The sequence below is a fragment of the Flavobacterium sp. 22659 genome, assembly GCF_052044235.1.
GTDB lineage: Bacteria > Bacteroidota > Bacteroidia > Flavobacteriales > Flavobacteriaceae > Flavobacterium > Flavobacterium johnsoniae.
The window spans coordinates 32,618-49,081 of sequence record NZ_JBQEMU010000021.1; the positions used below are offsets into that span (position 1 = coordinate 32,618).

Sequence of the window (16,464 nt, forward strand, 5' to 3'; positions counted from 1 at the left end):
ATGTTATACTTCCGGTAATTGCTTTTATTACTTTATACTTCTAATAATTTTACCAAAATGTGTCTGCAATGCAATGGTAATTTGATAAAAAAAACAATTTACCATGTAATCTGAAAAGCATCATCTTGTTTTAATTTAGGATTATTAAAATATTAAAATTAATAGTCATGGAAAATTTACATAATTACAGCAATGAGGAACTTCAAAAATGTCCGTACCACCAACAGTTAAATGCAGCTGCAGATAAGAATCCAAATGAGCATGTCAACACAGGAGATTGGGGCGAAGAGCGTGACGAAGACGGAACAGATCCTGACCGTTATGAAAAAGAAGGCGACAACAACAATTCTGGAGGTGCCGGAAGCACAGGAAGCGCCGCAACTAACAGTTAACAGTATATAATTTTTAAAAATATAAGCTATGCACACTTCAACTATATCCAATAGAAAAGTAAGCTCAAAAAGCAATATAAATGTTTCTCCATTTGAACGCATCCTTATGACAGCGGCTGGATCTTATCTGTTGTACAAAGGTTTGACCCAGGAAAAGAAAAACATTTCGTAGATTACATCTGGAGGCGCCATGCTTGCCAGAGGTATCAGCGGCTATTGCCCAATTTACAGCGCTGTAGATCATCTTAAAAATGACAAAGGTTCTAATGTTAATATTAGGACCAATATTACTATCAATAAACCTATTAGTGAGGTTTATGCCTTTTGGCGCAACTTAGAGAATCTTCCAAAATTCATGAACCATCTGGAATCAGTGAAAACAATCAATAGTACACAATCAGAATGGAGCGCTAAAGGACCAGCAGGCATTGGATCACTGAGCTGGAAAGCGGAAATCATTAAAGACCAAAAGGAAAAGATGTTAAGCTGGCAGTCTACCCATGATGCGCCGGTTAAAAACTTTGGAAAAGTACTATTCAAAGCCCATCGAGACATCACCGAAATAGACATCACCATATCTTATCGTGCCCCTCTGGGAATTGCCGGTCAAGGTGCAGCAAAACTGCTGAACCCTATTTTTGAGAAAATCGTACGCGATGATATTAAAGGATTTAAATCTTACCTTGAAACCAAACAATAAACAGTTATAAACAAGATTTTTTGATTGTTTCTTAAAACCTTTTGAATCAGGATTTCAAAAGGTTTTTACTTCCTGTCTGGTTTTAAATAAAAACATTAATAAAAAAAGAAAAATTTCTACTTATAAAATCATGATGAAAAATATTGTAGAATTCCGTCTTATACGTCTTATTGCCAATTCACCATACAAACAAAAAAGATTATGGCACTAAGCAGCTGTCAGATAAAAGGTACTGAGATCACCTGGATTGATATATACAATCCTACACAGCAAGACATTGAATCAGTCAGCAGTAAATACAGCCTGAATTCGTATGCCCTGCTCGACTCGCTCGATCCAGATCATCTTCCAAAATATGAAGAGCATAATGATACTCATTTTTTTATTATCAGGCTCCTGCACGACGAAAAACAGAAACTTCCCACCATACAAAGCCTGAGCAGCAAAATTGCCGTGTTTTTTACTGATAAGTTTATTATTACCATACACCGCTGTGCACAGCCTTTGATTCAGAATATCAGGGAAAGCCTGGTTAGTACAGGAAGAATAAAATCTGCTTCAGGAATTGCCATACATATTGTGGGAGATGCCCTTCGTTCATTTGAAGAACCTGCCATGAAACTATCTGCCGATATTGATTCTTATGAATCCACCCTGTTTTTAAAGAAAAATATACCCGATGATATGATCGAAGACATTTATTATCTGAAAAACCGTGCAGGGCTTTACAAAAAATTGCTCCTGCTGAGCAACGAAGTGGTAAACTCGATCAAAGCCGAGGGAGAAGAACGTCCTGCGCAGCGTGATGTACGTGACCTGCATACCAAGCTGGTCCTGCTCTATGATCAGGTACAGGAAGATGCCAACAACCTGCTCAATATTTATCTTTCCCTCTCTGCCCGTAAAACTAATGATGTTATGAAAATCCTGACGGTTTTCTCGGTCTTTTTTATGCCGCTTACTTTTATAGTGGGAATATATGGGATGAATTTCAAATTTATGCCTGAATTAGAGTCGCCTTTTGGATACCCTCTCACCATTATATCAATGTTTGTTATATCTATTTTGATTTTTTTCTGGTTTAAAAGAAAGAAATGGCTTTGATTATAAAATTGAATCGAGTATCGCAATAAGTTCTGAATAACTGTTAGGCTTCTTAAAGTACTTTATTATTGCATTTTGTTCAAGCTTCAGTTTCATGAATTCTTCAGATGGGGTTGAAATTAAAATTACAGGGATACTGGAAAGCCTGTTATTACTTTTTAGCTTTTCCAGCAGTTCCCCTCCATTAATTAGGGGCATATTATAATCCAAAAAAATAAGATCCGGAAGGTATTCTGATGAAATTAATTCTTCCATTGCAGCCCGAGGGCTTGCTATCCATCGTATTGAAATTTCTTTGTTAAGAGAAGCAACGGCTTCCAGAAACAATTCAGCATCATCATGATCATCGTCAATCAGTAAAATATTTTTATATAACATGACTTTTATTTTAACTGCTTTATTTAACCGCAGTAGTTATAAATACGTATTTTATCTTACTGGGGTTTGCAGTAATTGTAAAAATAGAAAAAAAAATATTTTCAAATTCAACACAGTTTCCAATATATTTAAAAGCACCAACATAAGAACCTCCGATTAAATTTTTGGGAAGATAAATCCCTAAGTAGGATCCTCACCGGGAGTACTGGTAAAACTTACACCCCCGTTATGTTTTTCGACTATACGTCTGAATAAATCAAGCCGATCCCATTACCTCACTCTCCCTTAGGTGAAAGTGCTGGAACATAGCAACAATCTTTCCCTAGCAAGCTGTCCATCCCTATTTCATTATCGGCAAAAATACGAACATGGAAATCGCTGCCAGTGCACTCTTTTCGAAAGAGCAGCCACTCTCTAAAAGCTTATGTATGTCTAGATTAAAAGCGAAATTTCACTGTTTGAAAACCAGTCAAAAATGTAAAGTTTTACTAGTTAATCAGTTCTAAAATTTTACCTTTACCTACTGAATTTAATTTTATGGCAGTAGACACCTGTACAACAATATTTTATGTGGATGACGATGAGGATGACAGAATGTTTTTTGAAGAAGTAACCCAGCAGATCGGTGAAAAAATCAGTCTTTTTGAATTTGGTGACCAGATGCTGTTGCAGCTGGAAAACCCGCCGCCATATCCCTCTGTTATATTCGTCGATCTGAATATGCCCATTAAAGACGGGTTTGAAGTTCTTCAGGAAATCAAAAAAGCGGAAAACCTTAAAAATATACCGGTTATTATTCTTTCCACAACCAACAATTCAGATACTGTCAACAGATGCCTGGATCTTGGCGCTTCGCTTTATGTACAAAAGTCAATTTCATTGAAAGATCTAAAAAAATCCCTTGAATATGTAATTTCAATAGACTGGCAGAGTCACGTTGTGACCAAAAACAACTTTTTTTACAAGTGAGAAAATTTACAGTCTTTACAAAAGGTAAGATAAAAACTAGTACTGGATTTCTCCGGCAGGTAGGTCAGGAAGGAAAATATGAAAAGTGCTTCCCTGTCCAATTTGAGATTCAGCGTACATAAAACCCTGATGGTTCATAACAATCCTCCTGCACAATGCCAGACCGATGCCGCTGCCCGGAAAAACCGTCTGAACATGAAGGCGCTTGAAAATTTCAAAAATCTGCTGTTCGTGGTCTTTTTCAAAACCAATACCGTTATCACTAAAAGATATATGGAAGTAGTTTACAGAAAGCAGTACCGAACTGCTCAGTAAGGCGGCCTGCTCATAAGGCAGCAACACTGAACTTATTTTTATTCTCGGAGTCCTGTCCGGACTAATGAATTTAAGCGAATTGCTTACCAGATTATAAAACAGCTGGTTCATCTGTAATGCCACAGCCTGCAACACAGGCAGGTTATCGAAATCTAATTCGGCTCCACTTTCGGTAACTGTCAGTTCAAAATCGGTCCATATGCTTTCCATCAGCCGGTTAAGATCCACTGTCTGGAGATTTTTTTCAGGCTGGATCAGTCTTGAAAAGGCAAGCAGATCAGAGATCAGCTGGCTCATACGCGCCGCTGAAGCAGTTATTTTGCCAATAATCGTCTTTGGATCCCTTCCTGAATTCCCATCCTGCAGCATGGCAGCGAATATTTGAATTTTGCGCAGGGGTTCCTGAAGGTCATGACTGGCAACATAGGCGAACTGTGCCAGCTCTTCATTGGAGTGTTTTAGAGCTCTATTAGATTGTTCAAGCTCTTTGTTGGCTTCCTGAAGTTCTTTTAAAACAACAGCAAGTTCATTGGTTCGCACTTCTACTTCGCTTTCCAACGCCAGCTGCAATTCCCTGTAAATGGTAATATCCTGAGTAGTACCGCTTATAAACAAAGCATTTCCATTTTCATCAAAATGGGTCCGGCCAACGGCATGAATAACCTTTTCCCTGCCGTTCTTCCCATGCATAATTCTATACTCTGCCTCGTAACTGCCGTTAGAACCTTGCTTCTGGGCTCCTAAAAAGGCTTCCGTTACACGTTTATAATCCGAAGGTCTGATCAAAGTCCTGATAGCCTCGGCCGGCATCACAGTACCGCTCAGTCCAAACATATCGGCATGGCGCTGCGAGACGGTGCTGATACCCGTAGCAATATCCAGCGACCAAGTACCCAGCTGGGCCACCTCTACGGCAGACAATAGCTTTGATTCGCTTTCACGAAGGGCGAATTCTGCCAGTTTACTCTGCGTAATATCGGTAGCATGCACAATAAGTCCCACAACAGTTCCTTTAGGGTCTTTGTGGGGTGTATAAACGATACTGAGCCATCTTTTAATTCCCATTCTTGACGGCGCAAACATTTCGTATTTTTCCTGTTTTCCGCCATAAGCTATTTTAAGATGAGGAAGCGTTTTTGCATAAGCGGCTTCACCCAAAAATTCCCGAACAGTTTTCCCAACGGCCTGATCGCCTTCAATGGAAAACCACTCTTTGAAAACAGTGTTGTAAGTGACATAGCGCTGCTCTTGGTCAAGATAAAAAATCATGGCCGGCACTGTATCTCTTAAAAGCTGTAAATGAGCTTCACTAGCCAGCAGTTTTTCCTCCTTTTCTTTTTGATCAGTAATATCGATAGCTATGGCCGTTATGTACTTTTCACCCAGCTGGTCCATAACAACTGAAATGCTATTATTAACCCAGATTACGGATCCGTCACGGCATATATAACGTTTGGTAATTAAAAAATCATTTCCATTTTCAATGCAGTCCTGCAACAACAGCATATTTCGCTGCAAATCATCCGGATGAGTGAGCTCACCTAAATTCATCAGCAGGATTTCTTCACGGCTGTACCCTAGCATCTGGCAGTAGCGGTCATTCACTTCCACAACGCGCCCCTGGATATTGGCCTGTGCAATTCCTGCATTCGACTGCATCAGCAGGCTGTTAAGCTGCGAACGGACAGAACTTGAACCGATCATATCCGGGATAACGGCAGAATTTTCCAGACAGGTCACAAAAACGCCTTCAATGGTATCGTTTTTATTTGTTATGACACTGTAACCTGCAGTAAGATATACTTTCTGCTGCAATCCGTTTCTCATTACTGTGGCAGTAATGTTGGATTCGGATTTTAAAATTCCCTTTTCAATAATTCCCTGCACCGCATCGCAGACCACCAGCCAATCCTGGTGCAGGGCATCTGTTAGTGTTTTTCCTAATGCATAAGGATGTTTATTATTTTCTCTAAGGAATATAATAAAAGGGTCATTGTACAAAAGAGTTTTTTCTTTACCCCAGACTAAGAACATGGGCACACGTGAAGAAAGCATGATTCCAGCAGCGGTTCTAAGGCTTTCCGTCCAGTTATTCGGAGCGCCCAGAGCTGTGGTGCTCCAGTCTTTTTGCAGTAAAATGGATCCGGCTTCACCTCCCTTTTTTAAAAATGAATACTCAGGCAATTGGTCTTCTGTGTTCACGGTCATAGATTTGGTTCAGCTCTAAAAGTAGTGCAATTTTGGCATACCCGCAATATTTCAAAATATCTGCACTAGCAAATTACATCTTAAAACACTAAGAATCAAGCTTTCTTCAAAATAAAAATGGGAATTTTATAAAACCGTAAAGAAATAATATAAGTTTCGAAAAATATCGAAATATCTTTTTTCATACACAGGATTAACAAATGAAACAGTAAATTATGACAGATCCACCCACATTCTTAAAAAGATAAACATTGCAAAAAAACATAACAATTATATTAGACACAAAGAAATAGTATTTTGAAAACTAAATAATTATCAAAAAGTATCTTCATAAAAAATTTACTAAATTTGCTTTAACCACTGGTTTAATGTGTTCTTAAAAATATATATCAAAAAGTCCTTATATCAGATTTTAATTTCGATTTTTTATTTGTATTTATTTTGTAATCCTTTGTTAATTTTTTGTACCTCAGTTGTACCTCGACCATTAAAACCCCTTGTAAATACAGAAGTGCTAACTTCTGTATTGGCAAGTAGAAGAACAAAATATTACAAAATAAAAACAAATAAACGAGTTAAGATATTGGTAAACAATATTTTAACTCGTTTATTACATTCGTTTTATTTTGGATATGCTTCTTTTTCTTGAATGATCTTAAATTCAGCTTTCTGACTATCAAAATAATCTGAAAAACTAACGCTGAAAGGTGTGCCTTCTATATTGTAATCGCTCATTTTCGAATCTTTTTCCAATTAAATTTATTATTCTTAGTTATAATCTTTTAGTGTCTAAATTCTTAAAGTCAAGTTTTGTAATATCTGACGAAAAAATTGTCCAGCTATCTTTTTTAACTTCATTTATTTTTTCTAAAGTGACCTCGTCTAATTCATGCTTAAAACCTTCAGATAGGGATTCATAATCATTCGATTTTTTCGTTTCCAGTTTCTACCTAGATAGATGCTTCTGTGATGTAAAAGGTTGGGAAAGTTTTCTTTTCCCAACTCCCCCATCGCTGGCCAAAAACAAAACAAAAACTAAAAAAATCTAAAAGAGAAGAAAAACTAACTAACTAACTAACTAACTAACTAACTAACTAACTAACTAACTAACTAACTAACTAACTAACTAACTAACTAACTAACTAACTAACTAACTAACTAACTAACTAACTAACTAACTAACTAACTAACTAACTAACTAACTAACTAACTAACTAACTAACTAACTAACTAAGGAATAATTACATTAAAAGGTTCAATCTCCAGTGAAAAACACTGTTCGAGTCCCTGTAAGGTCACTCAGACAGATGTCGCCAATTGAAGACAATTGGTGACATTTTTTATTATACACCAAATCAATAAAGTAAGTTTGATCATTTTTACTGTTATTTTCTTTCCTTTAAAATAATGCTAAAACAATTTAAAAAAACGGTGTATATTTGAGATTTAGCTGTAATACATCGACGGTCTTGCAGACTAACCGAGATCTAAAAATGAACAACAATGGCACAAAATGACTTTGCATCATCGGAAATTATCATTCGTTTTTTGGACTTAAATTGTTTAGTAATGACGATTTTATAAAAACTGGTGTTTAGATAATTTTCTAAATTCATCTGCCGCAGATAAGCTTTTGTAATTTGCGAAATTGAAATCAGCACGTAATCCCAAAAATGTTTCATACATGCAAACTAAATGAATCACACCGACATTCAATCATCAGAAAAGCAAATTTTGTTTAATTTTTTTAATCAGGTTCACTCGATATCAAACCAAAATTTTGAACCTATTGCAAAAATCTGTAAAAAGAAGACCTACAAAAAAAATGAAATAATTTTAGATCTAGGACAAATTGAAACTAAAACCAGTTTAGTATTAAAAGGGGTTGTCCATCAGTATGTAATTGTGGATGGCAATTTATGCACAATCGATTTTTCTCTTGCCGGCATGAGCTATAACTGTTTTACAAGCTATGTAGAAAACAGTCCTTCAAACCAAATACAAGAAGCTCTAACTGATGTAGAAATCATATATATAGAAAAATCTGATGCTGAGAGATTACTGCTGGAAAACCACGATTTCTGTTACATCTATACTAAATTATATGAACAGGTTCATTTGGAACGAGAAAAAAGATCTTTGGTATTACAATATAAAAATGCTTATAAAAAATTTGAATTATTTTTACTTTCAATCGCAAAATCAGAGGATTTTTTAAAAGAAGTTCCTCAAAAACTAATTGCCAACTATCTGAGTTTAACTCCTGAAACATATAGCAGAGTTAAAAAAAAGTACCTAAAAAAGACTTAGCATCTTATCGGAATTTCTTGATTTCGAATAAGTTTTACTGTATAAAGTTACTCTATTTTTGTAAAAAAAATAATAACTTTTACACACATGAGACACATTTCATTATTGTTGATTTTATTAATCAGCTGCAGTAGAGCTGAGGATTTTAAGATCATTGGGACAACTGAAGAGTTTGTCTTAAAATCAAATATACATAAAGAAGACTACGTTATTTATGTATATCTGCCTCAAAATTATAGTCCGGCATCAGTTAATCAGTTAGTAATTGGTCTGGATGGTGATTTGCACTTTAATACTATTTCTGAGTTAATTTCAAACAAAGTCCTAAGGGGCAGTATGCCGCCATCGATATTTATTGGCATCGGCAACAGTGAAAAACGAAATAGAGACTACACACCCACTGCATATAACAAAGGTTCAGGCGGGGCTGACAATTTTTATCTGTTTTTAAAAGATGAATTAATTCCTGAATTAGAGGCAAGATATAATATAGACAAGTCCAACAATAAAACATTGATTGGCAACTCATTTGGAGGGTTATTTACTCAGTACGTTATGGCTAAGGACAGAATATCAAACCCTTTTGACAAATTTGTGGCTATTGGAACATCCTATTGGTATGACTCAGGCATTATTTTCGAATACGAAAAAAAATATGCAGATACACATACTGATCTGCCGGTAAAATTTTTCAATGGCATGGGAACTCTGGAAGGAGGTGTTTCACTGGGATCGTTTGAGCAAATGAATAATACATTAGACAGCAGGTCTTTTTCAAACTTTAAGCACAAATCAGAATATATTAAAAAAAGCGGCCATTCAGGTGCTGTTAATGAAGGATTTAAAAAAGGATTAGATTATGTGTTCAGCAATTAGAAAAAGCGTTCTTGTTATTTTTACTTTATTGTATTTTAATTTTACTTTCTCCCAAAACGGCAGAAAAAACAATAATTCAATAGAAGGCGGGGCAATTATAGCCGGTGATGAAGCCATCTATTATGGTGTGTATAGCAAGTATACAGTACCCTTATCCCAAAGCAAACATTATTTTACAGTAGGAATATCTCTTGCTGCTTATTTTGATTTTAAAGGCGAATCAGAACCGTTAGCATATTTAAGGAATGATGTTGACATGCGACTGGTGCCTGCAATAAACCTTGGCTATTCTTTAAATTTCTCCAAAATACAATTAAATTTCGAAGTTCCTCTGGGTGCCAGTTTTGCATATACCAAGGGAACCCTGGTAAATAAGCGTGCAGGATTTGAAACAGATTACTCCAACTGTGAAGTGTTTATAAATTATGGTTTACTTTTTGCTCCAAAATATAAGATCAATCGCAACAATTATATCGGAGTATATGGTTTTTTACCTTTAATAGTCGACAAGGCGCAATCAGGTTATCAGTTTGGAATAGGCTGGACGACAACGTTTACTCATTAATGTTCTTTTCTAAATTTCATTAAAATGTAAAATGAGAGACAAAAAAGAGACGGCCAGCAGGCCTTCTCTTTTTCAGTTAGCTGCGCGGTTAAACTATAAAAACAGCTAATCTGCACACTACCAATTTTTTAAACAAAGAAGAACAAGATCCGTCAGGACAAAAGTGGACCCGATATCCACAAAGAGGTTAATGGAAGAAATAGAGTCTTAATTTTAATTGGGTACAGAATCGGTTCATTTCGTTTTAAGACCAACATAAAGCATTGCATAAAAACTATTTTCATTTATCAATTGGCAATTCTTCTTTTTCTAAATACTGAAAAAGATACGCAAAGTTTTCGGTCGTATATTAAGGGGGTTATCTAAATGTTTTATAGAATCTAATCTCTGTCAAAAGTTTCTTCAAGTATTTTTTTTAATTGCATTTTGTTTTCATCTCCACCACCTTTCCATCGTCGAATTATTTCGCCCCGTTTGTTAATCAGAATCTTGACAGGAATTGCCGTAACAAGGTAATTATCTTCCATTTTTGTCTGATTTTCGGCAACAGATATATGCTTCCAAAATCCTATTTTTTCATCGACTATTGCTTTTCTCCATGAATTCAGATTATTGTCTCTCGATATGCTGATAATTTCAAATCCCATATCTTTATATTTCTCATAGGCATCTTTAAGAAAAGGCAGGTCTTGCCTGCAAGGCCCGCACCAACTTGCCCAGAAATCTATCAAAATATATTTTTTTTCCCGAAAGGAACCCAAAGACACTATCTGTCCATTGTAATCCTTTAATATGAAATCAGGAGCAATGCTTCCCACTTTACTGTTATTAAAATCAGAAATCCTTTTAAAAAGCCTTACTCCCAACGGAGATTCTTTTACTTCTTTTGACAACCCATCAGCAAGAGAAATAATAGTTTCAGAATGTAAAAGCCCTTCTTTCTTAGCCAATCTGTAATAAAGTAAAGAGGGCGCTGTAAACGAAGATGGATTCTGTCTGATAAAATTAAAATCTATCTCCATTTCTGCGATTTTATTTTCATCTGACAGCTTTTCCAAAATTTCCAATTGATGTTCCAGTTCCAATTTAATCTGCGGGTCTGAGGCGGCAGTGATCCTGTCAAAATACGATCTTATAAGCAATGAGATAGAATCTCTTTTACTAAATACGACATTTTTTACTTTTTGAAGCTGGGAATATTCGTCTTGTGTTTTACTGCCCTTCATCTCTGCTGTTGAAAAATCATAAAAATCTAACTTAATTTCCATTATCGCTGGTTCAAGGAACAATTCTATAGAATTACTTTTGCTCATACTAAACTCTCGATTATTGCATAAAGTGGCTCTAGTGGGATAATCGATATTTCCTTTCAAAATAAATTTGCTATTATCTATTTTAACTGAGTCATAAATTCTTTTGTCGCCAACTTCGTAAACCAGGTAGATCTTATCAATACTTAATCCTTTACCTGCACCCCTTAGTTCGAATGCAGTTCTATTGCCTAATTTCTGGGCAGATAGAGAAATGGAAACTAAAAAAAGAAGAAGAGCCGGTTTGAACATTTTTTTGTATTTTCTAAACAGTTGATTTCAGAACAGTCAAAAAGCAGTTTTTTTTTTAAAAATACTGCATTGGCATCTCTAAATTTTAATGTCAAAGGAACTGCATGCAATTCCTTTACTTTGTTAACCAGGATTGGATAATCTTAGCAGTCGCACTTTCCGTCTGCAGTAGCCGCAGCATCCATCACAGCCTCCTGCATCGCCTCCGCATTCCTAACCGCATTCATTTAAATACACTTATTAATGTATTTCACAGTACAATCTTCTATACAACTTTTGCAAAATTGGTCCGATGTTTTTAAATCGTACTCACAGCTTCATCAATAAAAAATTTGTCAGATTTTATTTCGATGTAAATATATTAATTCTATAAAATTAATAAAATTTAAAACACAATTAATTCAATTGTCTATCCAGTAAGCAAAACTAACATTATATTAAAGAAATAACTCAATTTTTAACTTCAGTCCAACGACATTTAATGATTTAAATTTCCTCAACAAATTAAGGCGTAAAATAACAGCGAAACCAGAATCCTTACCAATATTTTACTAATCTTATTTAACCATTAGAAATAAACTGACCCTAAAATAATCTTCCTATTAAAATAAACTTTCCATTCCATCCTACCTCTCCCGTCACCGGTCAAAATCAAAAATAAAATAAGTCTGAAAAAAAAGAAGAAAATTATAACTAACTACTATTTCAGTATAGGTTTAGAAACTTTATTAAAAATTTCTAAATCTTTTTAATCAATTGAGAAAATAAATGTTATTCTACGGATTGCAGACTTGGTTAAATGAATATAGAATCCAGTATTTATACTGTGATTTCAGTTTTTTAAAATTAAAGTCACAGCCGAAAAAAAGCATTACCATGCTTTTTGTACTACTATTAATTCATCTTCAAGAGCCCCTTAAAGAATAAATCAAAGCATTTTATTAATCTCCTATAGTTTAAAATTAATCTTTATATTTGATTACCAAAATTAATACAAATGAGCGATACAACTAAACCGTATGCCTTGATAACCGGCGCCAGTAAAGGAATTGGAAAATCTATCGCTCATGAATTAGCTAAACAGGGTTATCCATTGCTGCTCGCCGCAAGAAGTGATCAGGAATTGAAAGCATTATCTGATGATCTTGAAGTTAAGTATAACATCGATATTTTTTATTTATCGATTGATCTTTCAATAAATGGCGCATCACAAAAAATAACCAATTGGATAAAAAGTAATAACTATCCGGTTGCAGTTCTAGTTAATAATGCCGGATATGGGGTGTGGGGTGATTTTAGTGCATCTTCCCTAAACGATCAGCTTGGCATGATGCAGCTCAACATGAACGTAGTGGTTGAACTTTCACATTTATTAGTACCCATACTTTCACAACAAAAACAAGCCTATATTTTAAATATATCGAGTACTGCTGCATATCAAGCTGTACCTACTCTGGCTGTTTATTCGGCTACTAAGGCTTTTGTTTTATCATTTACCCGTGCCTTACGTTTCGAGCTTGCCCAAACTTCAATTTCAGTAACCTGTTTTAGTCCGGGTCCGGTTGATACTGGTTTTGCAGCAAGAGCTGGTTTAAGTGCTTTAAACAAAATGGCTGAAAAGTTTAATATGCAGCCTGATGAAGTTGCAAAAATGGCAGTAAAAGCTATGTTCAGCAAAAAATCAGAAGTTATTCCGGGTTTTACTAATATCATTTCGGTTTATGCCAATCGTATACTGCCAAAGGCTTTTATAGAAAAAACCGCTGCTGGAATTTATAAAATTTAATTTTTTTTTTTAAAAAATCAAAAAAATATTCTTTGCAAAAGAAAAATTATAGTAAGTTTGTATAAAATTCTACTAATTCTATAGAGTATGTCAAATAAAAGAAAAAATATGTTTAGTTTATCTGAAAACCGAATGCACGCCAACATGCTAATGTCTTGTTGCTGCTGTTGTTGTTATTCTGTTTTAGATAAAATTACAAACTATATTATTTCATTTATTAAATCTATATTATCATGGTATCTTCTTATAAAACCTTCACCCTTGCTGAGCAATTAACTAATGAGCAAATAAACTTTTTTAACGAACATGGCTTTATCCATTTCAAAAAATTTATAAATCCGGAAACTGTTTCATCCATCATTGAAGCCTCGAAACAAGTAGAGCAACAATGGATTGACAATGATCTTCAAAAAGTAAACGGTGTTCCTATTAAATACGGAAAGGATTTAGACGGCTCTCCTATTGTGCAGCGCTTTGCTTTTATCAACCAGCATCATCAGACCTTAAGCGGTCTTTTACTCGATCCAAGATTCAATGGTTTACTGCCATTGGCCGGCGATGGCGCAAGATTAGGTACTGAAGAAAAAGACGGAATGGTTTTCAATCACTATATCAACGGGCCGGAAAGTAAGTTTACAAAAATGGGCTGGCACACAGATGGCTTAAGAGATATTTTTTATGGTGGAAAATTAAACCCGATGCTAAATGTGGGTATTCACTTAAGTACTTTAAAACCTGAAAATGGCGGTCTTAAAATCATCCCGGGTACACATAAGCAAAGTATTTATCAAATGCTTTTCCGTAAAAAATACTTTTTAGATCATCAACCTGATCCAGAGGAAGTTTCCATCAATCCCGAAGCTGGAGATTTAACTATTCACGATGGACGTTTGTGGCACAGAGTTGCACAATCATCTATCCGTGGCGAAGAAAGCAGAAGAAGAGTTATTTATATTCCGATTATCGCAGGGAAATATGCTCCTAAAAACGAGAATAGTCCAACGGTTTTCTATCAGCGTTTTGCAGGAATTGTTAAATAATTATGCTGATTGTTCTCGCATTTAGTTATCTGGTTAGATCAGGTAAACTAAAAAGTACCACCGATTTTTTTAAAAGCAAGCAAAGAAAAATCAAATTGAAAATGGCAAAAATAGAATTGGCTATACTGTCAGGTTTACAAATATTGGGCTGATAATGGGAAAAGAAATACAGGTTGAGGATTATAATGCAATTGCGCAAAGAACATTTTCAGACCGCAAGCGGACTAATATTTTAAAAAGAGCAGAACAGTTAACGATTGTATTTTTGCTTCCAAAGGTGCCTAAATTCATTTCGCCAAACCTGCTTACTTTAATGGGAACTCTTGGTTCAGGATTCGTTTTTTTAGCTTTTGTTTTAGGAACTTATTTGGCTGATTGGTATTTGCTTTTGGGTATTATTGGATTGGCTGTAAATTGGTTAGGCGATTCTTTAGATGGAAGATTGGCTTATTATAGAAATACCCCGCGCCGCTGGTATGGTTTTGCACTCGATATTATCGCCGACTGGATTGGTATTGTACTTATAGGCTTTGGCTACTACATTTATGCTAAAAATGGCACACAAGTATTAGCCTTTGCTTTTGTTGCATTGTATGGCTGGTCGATCATCATCAGTCAGTTACGGTATAAAATTACAAATGAATATAGTATTGATTCCGGCTTTGTTGGTCCAACAGAACTTCGATTTATTATTGCTTTAATTTTAATTATAGAAGTTTTATTTACTGGATCAATTACCTATTTGGCAGGCTTAATCACTATTGCATTATTTATAATTAATACGATAGACAGCATGAAACTCTTAAAGCTGGGCGATTTAAAAGATAAAAAAACAGACTGAAATGTTCAGGAAAAAAGCTGTTTTAACTTTTCTGCAGGCACAAGTTGCGGCATTTTTAGGCGGTATTACCGATTATAGCTTAATGATTCTATTAACAGAAGTATTTAAGCTGCATTTTACCTTTTCTATTTTAATCTCAGGAACTGTTGGTGCAATCATCAATTTCAGCATCAATAGATTTTGGGTATTTAAAGATCAATGTGGGTATAGCTGCCACATCAATAGTCAGCTTTTTAAATTTGCGGTAGTTGTACTAGGAAGTATTTCATTAAAATCATTTGGCACACTAATTTTACAAAAAACATTTCAAATCGATTACAGAATCGGAAGATTAATCACAGATAGTTTTGTTTCGTATGGATTTAATTACCCGCTGATTAAATATTGGGTTTTTAGGTTAAACAAAAAACAAAATGTCTTAAAATAAAATTAAATCATAAGTACTTTGTTATGAATAAATTACCCTTTAATTATTTTACAAAATCCCTAATCGTTATAACGATCTTAGTAAATATAATGGCTCAAAATTTACTGGCACAATCCAAAAATCCATCACCATTAAATTTTCCAACACCCAAGAATATAGATAACATGCTGTTTTACATTCAGCGAGATCCCAATACAAACACTGCTGTGTATGCCTTAAATTATCAGGAAAATGGGAAAATAAACAAAAGCAATCCTATAAAAGCCTACTGGATTCGATATGCTGAGAAAGGAGAACAAAAAAATTTCAGCTATATACAACGCAAATTTGCATATGGAATAGAAAGTAAAACCTTAAATAATGACGAGTTTGAGTTTCAATTTGTATCCTATAAAAAGTTTCCCCTAACCCTGGAGAAGATGGATTCAGATCAAAAATATCATGTTTTTGTAAATGTAAATCAGAAAAGGATACAGGTAGAAAAAATATTTGTGCGCATTGAAGGGGGATCTTTTTGGTTACCAAACGTAAAGTATGCCGAAGTTACCGGAATTGATGCTTCCTCAAATCAAAAAATTACGGAAAGAATAGTATTTTAAATCAGCCCCCGTGTTTAAGGGAATGATCAGAGTAATGACACGCTTTATAAGCGCCTTTATCGAATTACAAATGTAAAAACGTTGCTGCTGCAATAAAGGAGTTCACACTAAATTTAGTTAAATTGATCCAGCAGTTCAAATGAATCTCCCACACCAGTCATCTTCCTCTTTATCGCTCAGCCCAATTTAAAAATAAAAAAGATCTAAACTAACTAAAATAAAAACTTTCATCAGCAAGCGTTTCTATGCAAAGCAGTAGAGTTTTAATTTCCAAAAGCCTTTGCATAAATTTCTTATAGTTTTGCTGTATACGATTTAGGTAAATCAACTAATTGCAAAGACAATTACTTAGAAAGAATGTCAGTAATAAAAAAATGCCAGCTCTTTCGGCC

16 protein-coding genes are annotated in these 16,464 nt (G+C 34.9%); 13 read left to right on the forward strand and 3 right to left on the reverse strand.

Annotation, left to right across the window (positions count from 1 at the left end; all coding sequences use genetic code 11):
- The first annotated feature begins 167 nt into the window (after positions 1 to 167).
- The 4 genes from ACTJIW_RS18660 (at position 168) to ACTJIW_RS18675 (ending at position 2,196) form a co-directional block, all read left to right on the forward strand.
- Complete coding sequence (locus tag ACTJIW_RS18660) at positions 168 to 392, forward strand: hypothetical protein (protein WP_440716275.1); 225 nt, start codon at positions 168 to 170, stop codon at positions 390 to 392.
- 28 nt (positions 393 to 420) lie between these two features.
- On the forward strand, positions 421 to 564 hold the full coding sequence (locus ACTJIW_RS18665; protein ID WP_440716274.1) for a hypothetical protein: 144 nt from the start codon (positions 421 to 423) through the stop codon (positions 562 to 564).
- An 18-nt stretch (positions 565 to 582) separates the two neighbouring features.
- Positions 583 to 1,092 (forward strand): SRPBCC family protein, encoded by a 510-nt coding sequence (locus tag ACTJIW_RS18670; RefSeq protein ID WP_440716273.1) that lies wholly within the window; start codon positions 583 to 585, stop codon positions 1,090 to 1,092.
- Positions 1,093 to 1,293: 201 nt separating this feature from the next.
- Positions 1,294 to 2,196 (forward strand): magnesium transporter CorA family protein, encoded by a 903-nt coding sequence (locus tag ACTJIW_RS18675; protein ID WP_073411359.1) that lies wholly within the window; start codon positions 1,294 to 1,296, stop codon positions 2,194 to 2,196.
- Here the strand turns inward: ACTJIW_RS18675 and ACTJIW_RS18680 are convergent, their stop codons facing one another.
- The gene (locus ACTJIW_RS18680; RefSeq protein WP_012025764.1) at positions 2,197 to 2,574 is read right to left on the reverse strand and encodes a response regulator; all 378 of its coding nucleotides are present in this window, start codon (positions 2,572 to 2,574) and stop codon (positions 2,197 to 2,199) included.
- Positions 2,575 to 3,111: 537 nt separating this feature from the next.
- On the opposite strand from ACTJIW_RS18680, the gene ACTJIW_RS18685 reads away from it, so the two are divergent.
- Entirely contained in the window at positions 3,112 to 3,543 is a 432-nt protein-coding gene (locus tag ACTJIW_RS18685) for a response regulator (protein ID WP_073411361.1), read from the forward strand.
- A gap of 36 nt (positions 3,544 to 3,579) precedes the next feature.
- Here the strand turns inward: ACTJIW_RS18685 and ACTJIW_RS18690 are convergent, their stop codons facing one another.
- Positions 3,580 to 6,060 (reverse strand): PAS domain-containing sensor histidine kinase, encoded by a 2,481-nt coding sequence (locus ACTJIW_RS18690; RefSeq protein WP_440718468.1) that lies wholly within the window; start codon positions 6,058 to 6,060, stop codon positions 3,580 to 3,582.
- 1,740 nt (positions 6,061 to 7,800) lie between these two features.
- Here ACTJIW_RS18690 and ACTJIW_RS18695 point away from each other — a divergent pair.
- The 3 genes from ACTJIW_RS18695 (at position 7,801) to ACTJIW_RS18705 (ending at position 9,817) form a co-directional block, all read left to right on the forward strand.
- Positions 7,801 to 8,376 carry a Crp/Fnr family transcriptional regulator gene (locus ACTJIW_RS18695; RefSeq protein ID WP_440716271.1) on the forward strand — a complete coding sequence of 192 codons (576 nt, stop codon included), beginning with the start codon at positions 7,801 to 7,803 and terminating at the stop codon, positions 8,374 to 8,376.
- 87 nt (positions 8,377 to 8,463) lie between these two features.
- Positions 8,464 to 9,252, forward strand: coding sequence for an alpha/beta hydrolase (locus ACTJIW_RS18700; RefSeq protein WP_440716270.1), 789 nt, complete (start codon positions 8,464 to 8,466; stop codon positions 9,250 to 9,252).
- A complete protein-coding gene (locus tag ACTJIW_RS18705; protein WP_440716269.1) occupies positions 9,236 to 9,817 on the forward strand; it encodes a hypothetical protein in 582 nt (193 codons plus the stop codon). The genes ACTJIW_RS18700 and ACTJIW_RS18705 overlap by 17 nt, the downstream gene beginning before the upstream one ends.
- Before the next feature lie 380 nt (positions 9,818 to 10,197).
- Here ACTJIW_RS18705 and ACTJIW_RS18710 read toward each other — a convergent pair whose 3' ends face one another.
- Positions 10,198 to 11,379, reverse strand: coding sequence for a thioredoxin-like domain-containing protein (locus tag ACTJIW_RS18710; protein WP_440716268.1), 1,182 nt, complete (start codon positions 11,377 to 11,379; stop codon positions 10,198 to 10,200).
- 997 nt (positions 11,380 to 12,376) lie between these two features.
- On the opposite strand from ACTJIW_RS18710, the gene ACTJIW_RS18715 reads away from it, so the two are divergent.
- The 5 genes from ACTJIW_RS18715 to ACTJIW_RS18735 all read left to right on the forward strand — a co-directional run bounded on the left by ACTJIW_RS18715 (position 12,377) and on the right by ACTJIW_RS18735 (position 16,072).
- Complete coding sequence (locus tag ACTJIW_RS18715) at positions 12,377 to 13,165, forward strand: SDR family NAD(P)-dependent oxidoreductase (RefSeq protein WP_012025771.1); 789 nt, start codon at positions 12,377 to 12,379, stop codon at positions 13,163 to 13,165.
- Positions 13,166 to 13,398: 233 nt separating this feature from the next.
- Positions 13,399 to 14,205, forward strand: coding sequence for a phytanoyl-CoA dioxygenase family protein (locus ACTJIW_RS18720; protein ID WP_149207130.1), 807 nt, complete (start codon positions 13,399 to 13,401; stop codon positions 14,203 to 14,205).
- 154 nt (positions 14,206 to 14,359) lie between these two features.
- Positions 14,360 to 15,046 (forward strand): CDP-alcohol phosphatidyltransferase family protein, encoded by a 687-nt coding sequence (locus tag ACTJIW_RS18725; protein ID WP_149207129.1) that lies wholly within the window; start codon positions 14,360 to 14,362, stop codon positions 15,044 to 15,046.
- Position 15,047: 1 nt separating this feature from the next.
- Positions 15,048 to 15,473, forward strand: a complete 426-nt coding sequence (locus ACTJIW_RS18730; RefSeq protein WP_121361085.1) for a GtrA family protein — start codon at positions 15,048 to 15,050, stop codon at positions 15,471 to 15,473.
- Between the two features lie 23 nt (positions 15,474 to 15,496).
- Positions 15,497 to 16,072 (forward strand): DUF4833 domain-containing protein, encoded by a 576-nt coding sequence (locus ACTJIW_RS18735; protein ID WP_012025775.1) that lies wholly within the window; start codon positions 15,497 to 15,499, stop codon positions 16,070 to 16,072.
- Positions 16,073 to 16,464: the final 392 nt, after the last annotated feature.